The organism is Cellulosimicrobium sp. SH8 (assembly GCF_025818875.1).
Lineage (GTDB): Bacteria > Actinomycetota > Actinomycetes > Actinomycetales > Cellulomonadaceae > Cellulosimicrobium > Cellulosimicrobium cellulans_D.
In genome coordinates, this window is record NZ_JAMXMH010000003.1 from 224,480 (window position 1) to 240,646 (window position 16,167).

Here is a 16,167-nt window from a genome sequence, read left to right on the forward strand (position 1 = left end):
CGTGCTACCTCGTCCCCGCCCGTCGGCGCCGCACCGGCACCGCGAGCAGCACGTACACGAGCAGGGTGATCCCTGCCGCGGTCATCCAGCCCGACCGGTGGTCCGCAGCGTGGAACACCTCGAGCCGCCCGGCGTCGGCGCCGAGCGAGAACGCCTGGAGCCCGCCCGAGGTGGACGGGTCGACGGCCTCCAGCGGGCGGCCGTCGAGCGTCGCGCGCCACCCGGACGAGGCGTTCTCCGCGAGCACCACCACCCGGTCCTCGGTCCCTGCGGGCACCGCCGTGTCGACCGGTCGCAGCGCCTGCCGGTCGGCGTCGAGCGGCTGCGTCCCGGCGGCGGACTCCACCCGGGCGTAGGAGGGTTCGACACCCTCGGGGGCCACGCGCCAGACCAGCCCCACCTGACCCTCGGTCATCCGCTCGAGCCCGGGCACCGTGTCGAGGCGCGCCACGAGCTCCGCCCGCGCCTGGTCCTGCTCCGCGCTCGCCGGGAGCAGGACCGCCCCCACACCGAGGCGACCGAGCCCGCCCGCGGCGTCGGACGACGTCCCGGACACGAGCTCCGCGACGAGCCGGGGCAGCTCGCCCTCGGTCGCGCCGGGGTCCGCGGCCTGCCACGCCTCCACGACGACCGAGGAGTCGACGGCCTGCGGACCGTCCGAGCGCAGGGCCGCGTACTCGACCACCCCGCCCGGGCCGAGCTCGAGGCTGAGGACCCGGGCCTGACGCGGGGAGGACTGCATCTGGCGACCGACCGGCGGGACGACGGGCTGGGTCGTCGCGCGGACGTCGCCGACCCGCGCGTCGTCCCGGTCGAGGACGCCCGCCGTCCAGGACGCCGCGGTGCCCAGCGGGAGCAGCGTCACGACGAGGCCGAGCGCGACGACGGCGCCGGACCGCCAGGGCGGGGCGCCACCGTCGGGCAGGCGCGGCGCACCGACGAGCGCGGCGCCGAGGAGAGCGAGGAGCGCGAGCGAGGTGCCCGCCCCGGGCCAGCCCGTCACCGGGGCGTCCGGCGACGCCCCGGCCGCGACGACGGTCGAGCCGGCGAGGATCGCGGTCGCGAGGCCGATCGCCGCGACGAACCACGCGCCGACGGCGAGGCGGCGCCCGCGGAGCACGGCCACGACGGCGAGCGCCACGACCGCCGCGCCGGCCGCGAACGGGGCCCACCGCGCGAGCAGGTCCACGGCGCCCGAGCCGTCGAGGCCGAACCAGGCGCCGGGCGTCACCGGCAGGCCGAGGAGCTGCTGCCACGGCGGCGCGGCCGTGGCCGCGACGGGCGCTCCGGGGTCGGCGAGGAGGAGGCGCCACCCGCCGTCGCCCGCGGTCCTCGCCAGGTGCACGAGGAACGGCGCGAAGAGCACGACGGCGGGGACGGGGACGAGGGCGAGGTAACGCCGGTGCGCGGGCACCCCGACCGCGACCACCACGAGCACGACGACGCCGACCGGGAGGAGCACGGGCGCGCCGGCGACGACGACGGCCAAGAGCAGACCGGCGGTCGCCGCCGCGGCGAGCGACCCCGGCTCGCGCCGCGGGGCCGGGCGCATGGTGTCGGGGGTGGCCGGGGCGACGGCGTCGACGCGCTGCAGCCCGAGCGCGCGGACGACCGCGAGCGCGAGCCACGGCAGGGCGGCGTGCACGAGCACGGCACCCACCCGTCCCGCACCGACGGCGGTGAGCATCGCGGGCGCGGCCACCCACACGAGCGTGGCCCACGCGCGCGCCGGGACCGAGCGGACCAGCGCGCCCGCGGCGAACCAGGCGCCCAGTCCCGCCACGACGAAGCACGCCGGCACCAGCAGGTTCACCGCGGTCTGCGTCGCGCCGCCCGCGAGCAGGGAGGCGGGGACCAGCGCCGTGACGTAGGGGTCGGCCGGGGCGGGCGCCCCGAGCCCTGTCGTGACCCACCCGGTCGTGGCGGCGCGCCAGACGTCGCCGAGCGTGCCCGTCGCGGGTAGCAGCGAGCCGCCGACGAGGCGCCCGCTGGCGAGCAGCGCCCCCGCGAGCGGGCCGAACACGACGGCCGTGAACGCCCCGAGGGCCACGACCGTCGCGGCGAGCCCCGCACGCCGCCGCAGGGCGAGCGCGCGCAGCTCCCGCCGCTCGATGTCGGTCGGCGCCCATGCGGTGCGTCGTTGCTCCGCACGGGCCAGGCGGCGGTCGCGGCGCTCGGCGAGGACCTCGCGCCACGTGCCGCGCAGCGGACGCAGCGCACGACGCGGGAGCCTGCGGGTGCGCCGGGCGGCACGCCGCGCGCGCCACACGGGCCCGACCCGGACGAGGGCCCACAGCGGGGCGAGCAGCTCGTCGCGCGCGTGGCCGGGCTGCTTGACGAGCAGCCGGTACGCGGCGTGGAACGGCGCACCGAGGACCATCGCGAGCGCGACGAACGGCAGCCACGGCGCCGCGACCCCGACGAGCCGCGCGTGGAGCTGCGACCGACGCCGCGCGGCGGAGGAGGAGTCGGGGTCCGGCGTGGGGAGCGTGGTCGCCCCGCGCCGCCGGTCCCGCAGGCCGAGGAGCGACGCCTGCGCGTGCCGCACCACCGCGGACGGCACGACGATCACGCGGTGCCCGGCGAGGCGCGCCCGGCGGCACAGGTCGAGGCCGTCGCCGAACGGCCCGTACTCGGGGTCGGTCCCGCCGAGCTCCAGCCACACCGTCCGGCGCACGAGCGCGCCCGCGAGCCCGACGGCGAGCACGTCGTCGCGCGCGTCGTGCTGGCCCTGGTCGATCTCGTCGTCGTCGATCCCGGTCATGCGGCGCCCCAGCGGCGTCGTCGTGACGCCGACCTCGACGAGGCGGCTCGCCGTGCCCGGCTCGAACGGCGCAGCGGGCTCGGCTCCCGTGCCGACCGTCCACCGCTCCTGCTTGGGTCCCGCCACCGCGACCGCGGTCGAGTGCTCGACCGCGCGCAGGAGCTCGGCGAGCGCGTCGGGAGCGGGCGCCGAGTCGTCGTGGAGCAGCCAGAGCCACGTGCCCGGTTCGACGTGCGCGAGCGCGGCGTCGACCGCGTCCCCGAACGAGCGGGCGCGCGGAGCCGCGACGAACCGCGCGTCCCCCAGCTGGAGGCCCTGGTGCTCGCGTGTCGCGTCACCCGTCGCGGCGTCCACCACGACGACGGCGTGCGGACTCGTCGTCTGCGCCCGCAGCGCGGCCATCGTCGCGGCGAGGAACGGCGTGCTGCCGCGCGTGACGACCACGGCCGTGACCGTCGTGACCACAGGCAGAGCCCCGGTGACGGCGGCGACGATCTCGGGTGCCGCGACGACACCCGGCACCGCGGCGGCACGCGCGGCCGCCCCCGGGGTGACGTCGCCGGGGCGTGCGCTGCGCGCGGACGTGGTGAGGTCGGAGGAAGTCATGTCCCGTCGATCATGCGACGGACACGGCTCCGGGCGCGGCATTTGCGCGCCCCGGTGTGGCGGGGTGTCGTGACCCCGTCACGAGGTGGTCCGGTACGGCGCGCGCCGAGCCGGACCGCGGCGACGCTCGTCGTCAGACGACGCGGCGCTTGAGCTTGCGGCGCTCCCGCTCCGAGAGACCGCCCCAGATGCCGAACCGCTCGTCGTTCTCGAGCGCGTACTCCAGGCACTCCGCGCGGACCTCGCAGCCCGTGCAGACCTTCTTGGCCTCGCGCGTCGACCCGCCCTTCTCCGGGAAGAAGGCCTCCGGGTCCGTCTGGGCGCAGAGCGCCCGCTCCTGCCATCCCATGAGCGAGTCGTCGACCGGCTCGCCGAAGAGCGGCAGCACCGGTGCCACGCGCTCCACCTCTCGTTCAGCGTCGGAGGGGAAGACCCCTCCCGTCCCGTCCAGCATGTTCCACATCGTGCGCCCCTTCATGCCGTTCGCCGGGCCTCGTGCCGAGAACCCCGCCGGAAACTGCATTGAAGAAATTACACGCGTGTCGTCCGCGGGCGTCAAGCCGAAATGTGATAGCGACGAGGAGGCGAGGGGTGAAATTCCGACATGTCGGGACGCGATATCAGCACTCTAGGGTGGTGTCCATGGTGACCGCTCCCCATCCCCCGGCCCCGCGCGACGACCGCCCCGCGCACGTCGCTGACCTGCTGCGTCTCGTCACACGAGACCCCGGCCGCCCGCGGCTCACGTGGTACGGCGACGACGGCGAGCGCGTCGAGCTCTCCGGCGCGGTGCTCGAGAACTGGGTCAACAAGACGACCAACCTTCTCGTCGAAGAATTCGACGCGGGACCCGGCACGCGGGTCGTTCTCGACCTTCCCGTGCATTGGCGCGCGATCGTCTGGGCGCTCGCCGCATGGCGCGTCGGCGCGACGGTCGTCCTCGTGGCCGCTGCCGACGACGCTACGGCCGACGACGGCACGGCGCCACCGGACGTCGTCGTGACCACGCACCCCGACCGCTGGAGGGGCACGCGCGCCGAGCTCGTCGCCGTCGCCCTGCCGGCACTCGCCCGCCGGTTCGACGGCGACCTCCCGGGGGGGGCGATCGACGCCGCGTCCGCGGTCATGACCTACGGCGACCGCGTGGGCTGGGCGCCCGCGGTCGAGCCCGGGCTGGAGGCGCTCTCCGCGCCGTCCTCGTCGTGGGACCACGCGCACCTGGTCGAGCGCTCCGCCGGCGGACGGCAGCTCCTGGCACCGACGCCGCACCCCGGGGACGAGAATCCTCCGACGGCGTCGATCCTGGTGCGGGTCCTCGCGACCTGGGCGGCGGACGGGTCGGTCGTCCTCGTCTCTCCGACCACCGCGACAGCGCTCGACTCCGACCCCGAGCGGCTCCGCCGGCTCCTCGCTCAGGAGCAGGCGACGCCGTCCTGACCGGCTCCCCTGCACCCCTCCCACGAGCGAGACGTCACGGCTATCGTGGGTGGACCCGAGGACAGGCACGACCCCGAGCGAGGTGCGCGTGACCCAGCCCGACGACAAGCCGTTCGTGCGTTCCGTGCCCAGCGGGCCCGGCGACGCCGCGGCACGTGCCGCGAGCACGGAGGACGCCGAGTACACGCGTCGCCTGCGTGAGCTCCAAGGTGCCCGGTGGAAGAGGGTCCTGAACGTGCAGGCCCCGTACCGGTGGAACGTCCGGCACCACCTGGGATCTCGCCGGGCGCTCGACCTGGGGTGCGGGATCGGGCGCAACCTCCGTCACCTCGCCCCGGGCAGCGTCGGTGTGGACCACAACGCCTCGTCGGTCGCGTTCTGCCGCAGCCTCGGGATGGACGCCTTCACCCCCGAGGACTTCCTGGAGGCGAGCTCCGACGGACGGCTCGCGCCGTTCGACGCCCTCCTCGTCTCGCACGTCCTCGAGCACCTCGAGCCCGGGAGCCAGGTCGAGATGCTGCGTCCGTACGTCGAACGGCTCGCCGCGGGTGCCCAGGTGCTCGTGGTGTGCCCCCAGGAGCGCGGGTACGCGTCGGACCCCACCCACACGGACTTCGTCGACGACCGGAGCATCGCGCAGGCGCTCGACCAGCTCGGCGTCGTCGTGGACGGGTCGCGTTCCTTCCCGTTCCCCCGCTGGGCCGGCCGATTCTTCGTCTACAACGAGTTCGTCGTGCACGGGCACCTGCCGGCCTGAGCGACGCGGGCCCGTCGTGATCGCGCGCGACACGCGTGGGAGGATGGCGCCCATGCGTGGAATCATCCTGGCCGGCGGCTCCGGCACGCGACTGCACCCGATCACGCTCGGTGTGAGCAAGCAGCTCGTGCCGGTCTACGACAAGCCGATGATCTACTACCCCCTGTCGACCCTGATCCTCGCGGGCATCCGCGACGTGCTCGTCATCACGACCCCGCACGACGCCGAGCAGTTCCGTCGGCTGCTGGGCGACGGGTCGCAGTTCGGCATCTCGATCTCGTACACCGTCCAGGCCGAGCCCAACGGGCTCGCGCAGGCGTTCGTCCTCGGCGCGGACTTCATCGGGTCGGACTCGGCGGCGCTCGTCCTGGGCGACAACATCTTCTACGGCCCGGGCCTCGGTACGCGGCTCTCGCGGTTCGACGGCCTCGACGGGGGCGCCGTGTTCGCCTACCGGGTCTCCGACCCGACCGCCTACGGCGTCGTGGAGTTCGACGAGCACGGCAAGGCTCTCTCGCTCGAGGAGAAGCCGCAGCGGCCCCGCTCGAGCTACGCCGTCCCCGGCCTGTACTTCTACGACAACGACGTCGTCGCGATCGCACGGGACCTCGAGCCGTCGGCGCGCGGCGAGTACGAGATCACCGACGTCAACACGGAGTACCTCCGCCAGGGGCGGCTCCACGTCGAGGTGCTGCCCCGCGGCACGGCGTGGCTCGACACCGGGACCTTCGACTCCCTCCTCGAGGCGTCGGACTTCGTCCGCACGATCGAGAACCGTCAGGGCCTGAAGGTCGGTTCGCCCGAGGAGGTCGCGTGGCGGCGCGGATTCCTCACGGACGACGAGCTCCGCTCGCGCGCCGAGAAGCTCGTGAAGTCCGGCTACGGAAGCTACCTGCTGGGTCTCCTCGCACCCTGACGACCGCGGTCGGCGGATGCGAGCGCCGTCAGCCCGCGAGGACCTCGGCGGCTGCCGCCCGCCACCGGTCCTCCCAGCGGGCGATCACGGGGAGCCCGACCGCCGCCAGCGGTGCGTGGTCCAGCACCGAGTACGCGGGACGCGGTGCCGGCCGCACGAACGCCTCGCTCGTCGTCGGCCGCACGCTCTCGGGGTCGTGGCCGTCGGCGACCGCGACGGCGCGCGCGAACTCGTACCACGAGCACGCGCCGCTCGCCGTCGCGTGGTAGACGCCACCGGGGGCGCCCGTCACCACGAGGCGATCGACGGTCTCGGCCACGTCCCGCGTCCAGGTGGGCTGACCGACCTGGTCGGCGACGACGTCGACCCCGCCGCGCTCGCGCAGGAGCCGGGCGATGGTCCGGGGGAAGCAGGCGCCGCGCGCGCCGTAGAGCCACGCCGTGCGCACCACCAGGTTCTCCGGGGACGCCGCACGCACCGCCCACTCGCCCGCAAGCTTCGACCGCCCGTACGCGGACACGGGCGACGGTGCGTCGTCGACGCGGTAGGGCGCGTCGGCCGTCCCCGCGAACACGTAGTCGGTCGAGACGTGGACGAGGCGGCGCCCGCCACGGGCGCACGCTCGCGCGAGGACGTCGGCACCGAGGGCGTTCACGGCGAACGCGTCGGACTCGTTCTGCTCCGCGCCGTCGACGTCCGTCCACGCTGCGCAGTTGACGACGACGTCGACCCCGGCGACCGCGTCCTCCACGGCCCGGGTGTCGAGCACGTCGAGCTCCCGGGACGACGGAGCCCACACGCGTTCCCCACGCTCGGTGAGCCGACCCGCGAGGTCCGAGCCGAGCATGCCCTTCCCTCCCGTGACCAACCAGTGCACGAGCGACCTCCGATCCTGTGGGCGATGACCAGACGAGCGTAGTGGAGGCCCCCGTCTCGTAGGATGACCAACCATGACCCCTGAGATCGGCGGACCTTCCCGCGCCCGCCGGACGGCCACCTGGGTCGTGCTCCCCCTCCTCGCCCTGGTCGCCCTCCTCGCATGGGGCTTCGCCTCGCCGGTCGGCTCGAGCCCGGACGACGACTTCCACCTCCCGTCGATCTGGTGCGGGCTCGGCGAGCGGGACGGCCTGTGCGAGCAGGGCTCCGAGGAGCTCACGCGACTCGTCCCGGCTGCGGTCGCGGGCGAGCCCTGCTATGCCCGCGACGCCGCTCGGGACGCGTCCTGCTGGTCCGGCTCGACCGACCTCGTCGAGACGGACCGGGTCAACACGACGCACCTGTACCCCCCGGTCTTCTACGCGACGATGTCGGTCTTCGCCTCGGCCGACGTCGAGACGTCCGTCCTGCTCATGCGGGCGTTCAACGCGCTCCTCTTCGTCGGGCTCGTCACCGGGGTGGCCGCTCTGGTCCCCGGGCGGCTGCGGCGCAGCGCCGTCCTGCCCTTCGCCGTCACGGCGGTCCCGCTCGGGGCCTTCGTCGTCCCCTCGACCAACCCCAGCTCGTGGGCGTACCTCGCGGCGGGCGTGACGTGGCTCGCGCTCTACGCGAGCACGCTCGTCGAGGGGCGCCGCCAGATCGGGCTCGCCCTGCTCGCCGTGCTCGCCGGGTTCCTCGGCGCCGGAGCGCGTGGTGATGCCGGGATCTACGCGTGCCTCGCCGTCGTGATCGTCGCTATCCTCTCCCTCCGCCGCGACCGCCGTCTCGTCGTCCCGGTCGTGGCGGGCGCCGTCATCGCGGCGGTCGGCGCGCTCTTCTACCTGAGCTCGACGCAGGGTGGCCAGGTGAGCGGCGGCTTCAGCGACGGACCCGGAGGGCCGCCCCTCGGCGTGTGGGACACCTTCCGCACCGTGCTCGAGGTCCCGGACCTGTGGATCGGGGCCGTCGGCGGGTGGGGCCTCGGCTGGTTCGACGTCCCCCTCCCAGCCCTCGTCCCCGTCCTCGTCTGGGCCGTCCTCTCTGCCGCCGTGTTCCTCGGCCTCGGCAAGGCCACGCCCCGGACCCTGATCGCGGCGGTCGTCACCCTCGGCGCGCTGTGGGGCATGCCGACGCTCCTGCACCAGCAGTCGGGGGTGCTCCCCGGCTCGTTCGTCCAGCCGCGCTACCTCCTGCCCGTGCTCGTCCTGCTCGTGGGCGTCCTCACCGTGGCGACCGCCCGGGGCAAGGTCGAGTGGACCCGGGCACAAGGCGTCACCGGGGCGGCGGCGCTCGCGCTGGCGGCGGCGGTCGCCCTGTTCACCACGATCCGGAGGTTCACCGTCGGCATCGAGACGCCCGTGTGGAACCTCGACGGCGACCCCCGCTGGTGGTGGGACGTCCTCGCCCCGACCCCGCTGACCGTGCTCGTCACCGGCTCGCTCGCCGCGCTCGCCGTCTTCCTCCTCGCCGAACGACTGGGCAGAGCCGCTCCCACCCCCGAACGGGCCCTGGACGACGTGCCCGAACCCCGACCGACGGAGAAGTGACCGTGGAGATCCGAGAGCTCGACATCCCCGGCGCGTGGGAGCTCACGCCGCGCCAGTTCGGTGACGACCGAGGCGTGTTCCTCGAGTGGTTCCAGGGCAGCGAGTTCGCTGCGACGGTCGGGCACGACCTCGACCTCCGGCAGGCGAACCTGTCGGTCTCCGCCGCCGGGGTCGTCCGGGGGGTGCACTTCGCGGACGTCCCGCCGAGCCAGGCCAAGTACGTGACCTGCGTGAGCGGCGCGGTGATGGACGTCGTGGTGGACATCCGCGTCGGTTCGCCGACCTTCGGCCGCTGGGACTCGGTGCTGCTCGACGACGTCGACCGCCGCGCCGTCTACCTGAGCGAGGGCCTCGGGCACGCGTTCTGCTCGCTCGAGGACGGCTCGACCGTCGCCTACCTCTGCTCGGCACCGTACGCCCCGGGCAGAGAGCACGGGATCCACCCGCTGGACCCGGATCTCGCGATCGAGTGGCCGACGACGGACCGCCGTGGCCGCGCGCTCAGCCCGCTGCTCTCGGACAAGGACGCCCAGGCTCCGACGTTCGACGAGGCGCACGCGCAGGGCCTGCTGCCCAGCTGGGACGCCGTGCGGTCCTTCCTCGCCGACCGGCGGGGCACGGGCGCCTGAGCACCCGGGCACCCGCCGACCGCGAGGCCCCCTCCTACTGCCCGGACGCGGCGTACGTCGCCTCGACGCCGGCCTTCGCCGGGCGCCACCACGACTCGTTCTCCTGGTACCAGTCGACCGTCGCGGCGAGGCCGTCCCGGAAGTCGGTGTAGCGCGGCTCCCAGCCGAGCTCCTCCCGGAGCCGCGAGGCGTCGATCGCGTAGCGCAGGTCGTGCCCAGGGCGGTCGGCCACGTGGTCGAAGTCGTCGGAGGGACGCCCGAAGATCTCGAGCAGCGTCCGCACCACGTCGAGGTTGCTCGTCTCCCCGTCGGCGCCGATGAGGTAGGTCTCCCCGATCCGCCCGGCGTCGATGATCCGCCACACCGCGCTGTTGTGGTCCTCGACGTGGATCCAGTCACGCACGTTGAGCCCGGCACCGTAGAGCCGGGGGCGCACGCCGTCGATGAGGTTGGTCACCTGGCGCGGGATGAACTTCTCCACGTGCTGGTACGGGCCGTAGTTGTTGGAGCAGTTGGAGAGCGTCGCCTCGACCCCGAAGGAACGGACCCACGCACGCACGAGGAGGTCGCTCGCCGCCTTCGTGGAGGAGTACGGGCTCGAGGGGTTGTACGGCGTCGTCGGCGTGAACTTCGCCGGGTCGTCGAGCTCGAGGTCGCCGTACACCTCGTCGGTCGAGATGTGGTGGAAGCGCACCCCGTGCCGGCGGACGGCCTCGAGCAGCGTGAACGTCCCGACCACGTTGGTGCGCACGAAGGGCGACGGGTCGTTGAGAGAGTTGTCGTTGTGGGACTCGGCAGCGAAGTGCACGACCAGGTCGTGCTCGGCGACGAGCGGGTCCACCACGTCGGCGTCGGCGATGTCACCCTGCACCAGGCGGACCCGGTCCGCCACGGGATCGAGCGACGAGCGGTCGCCCGCGTAGGTGAGCGCGTCCAGGACGGTGATCTCGACGTCCGGGCGCTCCCGGACGCTCTGGTGGACGAAGTTGGACCCAATGAAACCGGCTCCGCCGGTCACCAGCATCTTCATGTGCGCTGCTCCTGCCAAGTCGTCGTGCGGCCGACCGACCACTCTAGACGACCGGTCCCCCGGTCTCAGACCCGCGTCCGTGCCCGCAGGGCGAGACCGATGTCGGCGCCCGTCGCGGCGATGCCCACCGGGAGCGGCACGAACGCGCGGCGGTCCACCTCGGGCCACACCCGGGACCGGAACCGCAGGTCGAGCGCCTGCCGAGAGGCGAACGGAGACGCCGCGAGCACGGCCTGGGGGCGGCGCTTGTAGATACGGCGCATCTCGCCGAGCAGGGTGGCGATCGAGACCGACTGCTGCGACGCGAGGATCTTCACCACGGGGTCGCTCCCCGGCGGGAGGGCGGCCACGCGGTCGAGCGTGTCGAGGACCATCGCCGCGCAGTCGTCGACGAAGAGGTAGTCGCGGAGCGTGTCCAACGGGACGTAGATCCCGATCGGGCGGGCCGTGTGGTGCGCCAGGCAGAGCTGGGAGATGAGCCCTTGGGGTTTCGCGAGGTTCTGCCCAGGACCGTAGATGTTTGCGATGCGTGCCAGCACCACGCGCGTTCCCGCCCCGGCGAGCGTACGGAAGGCCTCCTCCGCGTCGAGCTTGGCACGCCCGTACGCCGCCAGCGGCCGCGGCGCGGTCTCCTCGCTGAACGGTGGATCGTCGCTCCCGGCGTAGAGCCCGCCGGCCGACGAGGCGAAGAGGAGCGCGCCCCGTGCCGCGACGTCCGCCGGGAGCGCCCGCATCCGGGAGACCACGTCGCGGATGACGTCGAGCTCGGCGCCGAGCGCGTCGGCCGTCGACGCGGTGACCCCCGCCCCCGCAGCCCAGACCACGGCCCACGGCCCGTCGCCCGCCGTCCGGAGGAGCTCGTCGACCGCGCGCCCGAGGTCCTCGACGGCGTCGGCACGCACGCCCCACCGCACCCGCGCCCCGACGGACGCCGTCCCGCGGCGGCCGAGCTCACGGGTCACGGCCCGGCCGAGAAGCCCCCCCGCGCCCACGACCAGGGTCGCGCTCCCCGGACCGGTCATCGATCGCGCGCGCGTCCGAGCGGGCCCTGCGCGGGGTCACTCACGATGAGATAGAGCGGCCTGCCCATCGCCATGTTGACGGCCACCCCGATGTACTCCGCGACCACACCGATCGCGAACAGGATGAGACCGGTCGCCAGCAGCATCACGACGATGAGCGACGTCCAGCCGGCAGGGACGGACTCGCCCGCGATGCGGGCGATCGTGAGCGCGACCGCGACCACCACGCCCGCGACGCCGAAGACCGCGCCGAGCACGCTCACGATCCGCAGACCCCGGGTGCCGCTCGAGAGCACCATCCGCCAGAAGTGCGACAGGAGGCGTCGCAGCGAGTACCCGGACCGACGCTCCCCCTCGTCACGGAGCGCGACGGGGGCCGTGGTGACGGTCCCCGCGACCCAGCCGAGCGCGACGTCGAGATAGACGCTGGGGCCCGCGTACGCGGCCACGGACCGACCGATCTCGCCGAGAACGAGCCGATAGCTCTGGTAGAGCGACGTGTCGGTACCTCCCGCGAGCGCCTCGATCACGCGCTTCGCCGCCTTGGACGTCACGTTGCGGAACGCGGAGTGCGGAGGGGCGTTGGTCGGCGCCGCGTAGACGACGGTCGCCCGCTGTGCGAGCGCCGCGTCCAGCAGCACGCCCATGTCCGCGGGATCGTGCTGGCCGTCCTCGTCCAGCGTGACGATCCAGTCGCCGCCGGAGGAGGCCATCCCGGCGAGGGTCGCGGCGTGCTGCCCGAAGTTGCGGCTCAGCCAGACGGGCCGGACGACGTCGTACTTCGCGGCGAGGTCGCGGATGACCGCGGCGGAACCGTCGGGACCGTGGTCGAAGACGAGCAGGACCTCCGTGACCTGGGCCTGCGCGCCCGCCGGTGTCGCGAACGGGGCACAGAGACTCTCGAGCTCCTCGAGGAGTGCCGGGAGCGTGCGCTCACCCTGGTACACGGGAACGACGACGGAGATCTTGTGAAGGACGCCGTCGAGGTCTTCGTTCGTCACGCTGGAGACTATAGTCGTTGGGTCGTCGCAGCCCGTCCGCCCTCGGGTGCGCCCGCGAGCTCCGAGAAGAGGTACCCCGCCCGATGGTCATGGACCCGGAGCCCCCGACGACGGACGCCCCCGGATCGCCGACCCCGGCCCCTCCCGCAGGGATGCACGGGTCGCTCGGCCCCCTCTTCTCCCTCGTCAAGGACCAGCGGGTCGCGTTCCTCATCGTCGGCGGCCTCAACACCGTCATCGGCACGGCGTGGTTCGTCTTCTTCGAGATGCTCCTGCGCGACCAGCTCGGCCGGTTCGGCTACATGGCGAGCCTGGTCTGCGCCCACGTCGCGGCCGTGCTCTGCGCGTTCGTCCTCTACCGCAAGTTCGTCTTCCGGGTGACGGGGCACGTCTGGCTCGACCTCGCCCGCTTCGAGGTGGTGAACCTCGGCGCGCTCGGTGTCAACCTCGTCGCCCTGCCGTTCGTCGTCGAGCTCTTCGGGCTCGCACCGATCCCCGCCCAGCTCCTCATCACCTGCGTCACCGCGCTCATCAGCTACTTCGGCCACAAGGGCTTCTCGTTCCGACGCAAGAAGCCTGCTCCCACCGACGTCGCCGACACCGGCGCTCCCGACAGCCACAGCAGAAAGGACGCCCCCACGTGAGCCCTCGCGTCTCGGTCGTCGTGCCCGCGTACAACAACGGCGACTACATCGCCGCGACGATGCGCTCCGTGCTGGACCAGACCTTCGACGACTTCGAGCTCGTCGTCGCGGACCACTCGTCCACCGACGACACGTGGGAGCAGCTCCAGGCGTTCGCCGACGACCCCCGGGTGCGGCTCGTGCGGACGGAGGCGGGCGGCGGAGCCCGGCGGAACTGGAACCGGGTGAGCGAACTCGCCCGGGGCGAGCTCGTCAAGCTCGTCTGCGGGGACGACCTCGTCCACCCCACCATGCTCGCCCGCCAGGTCGCGGCGATCGACGCGGCCGGTCCCGGGGCCGTGCTGGTGGCGTCGCAGCGAGACCTCGTCGACGCACGCGGCGACGTGTTCGTCCGTGCGCGGGGCCTGGGCGACCTCGACGGCGTCGTGGACGGCGCCGAGGCGCTGCGGGCCACCGTGCGCTCCGGCACGAACCTCTTCGGCGAGCCCGCCTGCGTGCTCATGCGCACCGACGCCCTGCGACGCGCGGGGTGGTGGCAGGACCTGCGGTACTACATCGACGCCGGCTCGTACGCCCACGTGATGGTCCAGGGACAGGTCGTCGCCCTGCGCGAGTCCCTCGCGTCGTTCCGCGTCAGCGCGAGCCAGTGGTCCGTCCGCCTGATGCAGCAGCAGGCGGACGAGGCGGCGGAGTTCCACCGCCTGGCGCGCGAGCTGGCGCCCGCCACGATCACCGAGCAGGACGTGCGCCGAGGTGACCGTCTGGCGAAGGTCGTCGCTCTGCAGCGTCGCGCCGCCTACCTCGTGCTCGGGCGTCGCATGCGTCCGCGCGGCCAGGACTGAGCGGTACCACCGGGTCCCTCACCCGAGCCCGAGCTCGCGCGTGAGGCGCGGCAGCAGGCTGAGGGCGTACGTGTCCGTGAGGTGGTTGTCCCGGTACACGAGGACGTTGCCCTCGACCGCGCGACACTCCTCTGGCTCGCAGAGCCCGTCCGTCAGGTCGACGACGTCGACACCGTCGAGGTTCCGTGCGGCCTCGACCGCCGGGTCCACCACCTTCCCGTCGACCGGACGGGGGAACGCACAGGCGAGAGCGCCGGGGCCGTGCTCGGCCACGCACTCGGGCCCGACGAACGGCGGATAGGGCGTGTCCCGCACGACGACGACACGGATGCCCGCCTCGACGAGCGGCCGCAGGGTGTCGCGATACGCGGCGACCGCCGTCGTCTCGTCCGCCCACCCCCACCCGAGCGCCGTCCGGTAGCCGTCGGCGGTCATCCCCGAGACGACGACGAGCTCGGGTCGCTCGTCGAGGATCAGCTGGAGGTTCCTCCGGTTGCGTTCCCCGCACTCGGCGAACGGAATGCCCTCGCTCGACATCGGGTCGAGCGTGAACGGGCAGCCGTTGCGCACGAGCGCGGTCAGCCGGAGGCCGTGCTGCTCCGCGATCCTGGCGAGCGGTGTGCTCAGCACGGCGGCGTGCGAGTCACCGACGAGCACGACGGGGGCGCCACCGTCGGCGCCGTAGCGGCACGTCGAGGCGTCGACGGGCACGGCGCTCGACTCCGGTGCGGTGATGTCCGCCTCGATGCAGCGGTCGAGGTTGACCACCGGCAGGTCGCCGGCCGCGACGAGCGGGTCCGGGACGATCGTGGCCCCCGCAGGCGCCACGACGCCGTCGAACACGGCTGCGCCCGGGTTCTCCGCACCGGCGACCACCTGGGTCGCCGCGTCCGATCGCGCGACGACCTCCGCGAGCGGGACGACGGCAACCGCCAACGAGAGCCCGACCAGGCCCGCGCCCAGGGCGTACGTCGGTGCGAGAACGGCCCGCGGGCGCGCGTGCCGGGCCGCGGCCGGTGTCGTGGTCGGGCTCCGTCGGAACGGTGCCTCGACCCACCTCGTCGAGGCCACCGCGGCGAGGACGGACAGAGCGAGCACCGCGAGCGCGAGGGGTGCGGTGAGCTGGGCGCCGCCGACGACGACCAGTGCGAAGACGATGATCGGCCAGTGCCACAGGTACAGGCTGTAGGAGATGTCGCCGACGTACACGAGCGGGCGGGCAGAGAGCGCGCGCGCGACTCCCGTGCTCGGCCCGGACGTGGCGCCCGAGACGAGCAGCAGCGCGGTCCCCAGCGTGGGGACGAGCGCGATCCAGCCGGGGAACGCCATCGAGGTCGAGTAGGTCGCCGCCGGCACGAGCACGGCGACGAGCCCGACGACACCCAAGGCTGCACCCGCCCGCCGAGACCGCACGCGCGCGCCGAGGAGCGCGACGAGCCCGCCGAGCGCCAGCTCCCAGGCTCGTGTCGTCGTGACGAAGTACGCGACCGCCGGCTCGGTCGCCGAGAGGAAGACCGACCAGACCAGCGACGCGACGAACGTGACCGCGAGCATGGCCGTCACGACCCGACGCGACGCGCGCCCGGTCCGTCGCGCGACGAGCGCGGCCACGACCATGAGCAGCGGCACGACGAGGTAGAACTGCTCCTCGACGGCCAGGGACCAGAAGTGCTGGAACGGTGAGACCTCCGCCGTGGCCTGGGCGTACTCGTCCGGCCCGTAGGCCAGGACCCAGTTCTGCACCTGGAGCGCCGACGTCAGGGCGCTCGAGAGCACCTTCCGCCACTGCGACTCGGGCAGGAGCAGGAGCGTGCCGACGACCGACACCACGATGACGAGCGTCGATGCCGGGAGCAGCCGACGGATCCGACGAGCGTAGAAGTCGGCGAGCCGCACCCGACCGGTCCGCGAGAGCTCGCGGACGAGGGAACCGATGATCAGGTAGCCAGAGATCACGAAGAAGACGTCGACGCCGACGAACCCGCCGGGCAGCAGGCTCGGCCACAGGTGGTAGACGACGACGACACCCACGGCCAGCGCACGCATCCCCTGGACGT

At 73.7% G+C, this 16,167-nt stretch carries 14 protein-coding genes; 7 read left to right on the forward strand and 7 right to left on the reverse strand.

Translation table 11 applies throughout. The features are described from left to right. Positions 1 to 4: 4 nt before the first annotated feature. Positions 5 to 3,370, reverse strand: a complete 3,366-nt coding sequence (locus NF338_RS05980) for a glycosyltransferase (RefSeq protein ID WP_264029938.1) — start codon at positions 3,368 to 3,370, stop codon at positions 5 to 7. Between the two features lie 133 nt (positions 3,371 to 3,503). Further along, a complete protein-coding gene (locus NF338_RS05985) occupies positions 3,504 to 3,833 on the reverse strand; it encodes a WhiB family transcriptional regulator (protein ID WP_082141085.1) in 330 nt (109 codons plus the stop codon). Positions 3,834 to 4,012: 179 nt separating this feature from the next. Here NF338_RS05985 and NF338_RS05990 point away from each other — a divergent pair, with 179 nt between their 5' ends. The 3 genes from NF338_RS05990 (at position 4,013) to rfbA (ending at position 6,480) form a co-directional block, all read left to right on the forward strand. Then, the gene (locus NF338_RS05990; protein WP_264029939.1) at positions 4,013 to 4,807 is read left to right on the forward strand and encodes a TIGR03089 family protein; all 795 of its coding nucleotides are present in this window, start codon (positions 4,013 to 4,015) and stop codon (positions 4,805 to 4,807) included. An 88-nt stretch (positions 4,808 to 4,895) separates the two neighbouring features. Continuing rightward, positions 4,896 to 5,564, forward strand: coding sequence for a class I SAM-dependent methyltransferase (locus NF338_RS05995; protein ID WP_264029940.1), 669 nt, complete (start codon positions 4,896 to 4,898; stop codon positions 5,562 to 5,564). A gap of 52 nt (positions 5,565 to 5,616) precedes the next feature. Further along, a complete protein-coding gene (gene rfbA, locus NF338_RS06000; protein WP_087469573.1) occupies positions 5,617 to 6,480 on the forward strand; it encodes a glucose-1-phosphate thymidylyltransferase RfbA in 864 nt (287 codons plus the stop codon). Positions 6,481 to 6,508: 28 nt separating this feature from the next. On the opposite strand, the gene rfbD is transcribed toward rfbA, so the two are convergent. Further along, a complete protein-coding gene (gene rfbD, locus NF338_RS06005) occupies positions 6,509 to 7,357 on the reverse strand; it encodes a dTDP-4-dehydrorhamnose reductase (protein WP_264029941.1) in 849 nt (282 codons plus the stop codon). A 73-nt stretch (positions 7,358 to 7,430) separates the two neighbouring features. Here rfbD and NF338_RS06010 point away from each other — a divergent pair, with 73 nt between their 5' ends. Together NF338_RS06010 and NF338_RS06015 are read left to right on the forward strand one after the other, a co-directional pair. After that, on the forward strand, positions 7,431 to 8,942 hold the full coding sequence (locus tag NF338_RS06010) for a DUF2142 domain-containing protein (protein ID WP_264029942.1): 1,512 nt from the start codon (positions 7,431 to 7,433) through the stop codon (positions 8,940 to 8,942). 2 nt (positions 8,943 to 8,944) lie between these two features. Then, positions 8,945 to 9,571 carry a dTDP-4-dehydrorhamnose 3,5-epimerase family protein gene (locus tag NF338_RS06015; protein WP_264029943.1) on the forward strand — a complete coding sequence of 209 codons (627 nt, stop codon included), beginning with the start codon at positions 8,945 to 8,947 and terminating at the stop codon, positions 9,569 to 9,571. A 34-nt stretch (positions 9,572 to 9,605) separates the two neighbouring features. Here NF338_RS06015 and rfbB read toward each other — a convergent pair whose 3' ends face one another. The 3 genes from rfbB to NF338_RS06030 all read right to left on the reverse strand — a co-directional run bounded on the left by rfbB (position 9,606) and on the right by NF338_RS06030 (position 12,624). Beyond that, positions 9,606 to 10,601 (reverse strand): dTDP-glucose 4,6-dehydratase, encoded by a 996-nt coding sequence (gene rfbB, locus NF338_RS06020; protein ID WP_264029944.1) that lies wholly within the window; start codon positions 10,599 to 10,601, stop codon positions 9,606 to 9,608. A gap of 65 nt (positions 10,602 to 10,666) precedes the next feature. Continuing rightward, positions 10,667 to 11,623, reverse strand: coding sequence for an NAD-dependent epimerase/dehydratase family protein (locus NF338_RS06025; protein WP_264029945.1), 957 nt, complete (start codon positions 11,621 to 11,623; stop codon positions 10,667 to 10,669). Next, a complete protein-coding gene (locus NF338_RS06030; RefSeq protein ID WP_264029946.1) occupies positions 11,620 to 12,624 on the reverse strand; it encodes a glycosyltransferase in 1,005 nt (334 codons plus the stop codon). The genes NF338_RS06025 and NF338_RS06030 overlap by 4 nt, the downstream gene beginning before the upstream one ends. 89 nt (positions 12,625 to 12,713) lie before the next feature. On the opposite strand from NF338_RS06030, the gene NF338_RS06035 reads away from it, so the two are divergent. Together NF338_RS06035 and NF338_RS06040 are read left to right on the forward strand one after the other, a co-directional pair. Next, positions 12,714 to 13,268, forward strand: a complete 555-nt coding sequence (locus tag NF338_RS06035; protein WP_264029947.1) for a GtrA family protein — start codon at positions 12,714 to 12,716, stop codon at positions 13,266 to 13,268. Further along, positions 13,265 to 14,110, forward strand: a complete 846-nt coding sequence (locus NF338_RS06040) for a glycosyltransferase family 2 protein (RefSeq protein ID WP_264029948.1) — start codon at positions 13,265 to 13,267, stop codon at positions 14,108 to 14,110. Before NF338_RS06035 ends, NF338_RS06040 begins: the two co-directional genes overlap by 4 nt. 18 nt (positions 14,111 to 14,128) lie before the next feature. Here the strand turns inward: NF338_RS06040 and NF338_RS06045 are convergent, their stop codons facing one another. Beyond that, on the reverse strand, positions 14,129 to 16,156 hold the full coding sequence (locus tag NF338_RS06045) for an acyltransferase family protein (protein ID WP_412846214.1): 2,028 nt from the start codon (positions 16,154 to 16,156) through the stop codon (positions 14,129 to 14,131). Positions 16,157 to 16,167: the final 11 nt, after the last annotated feature.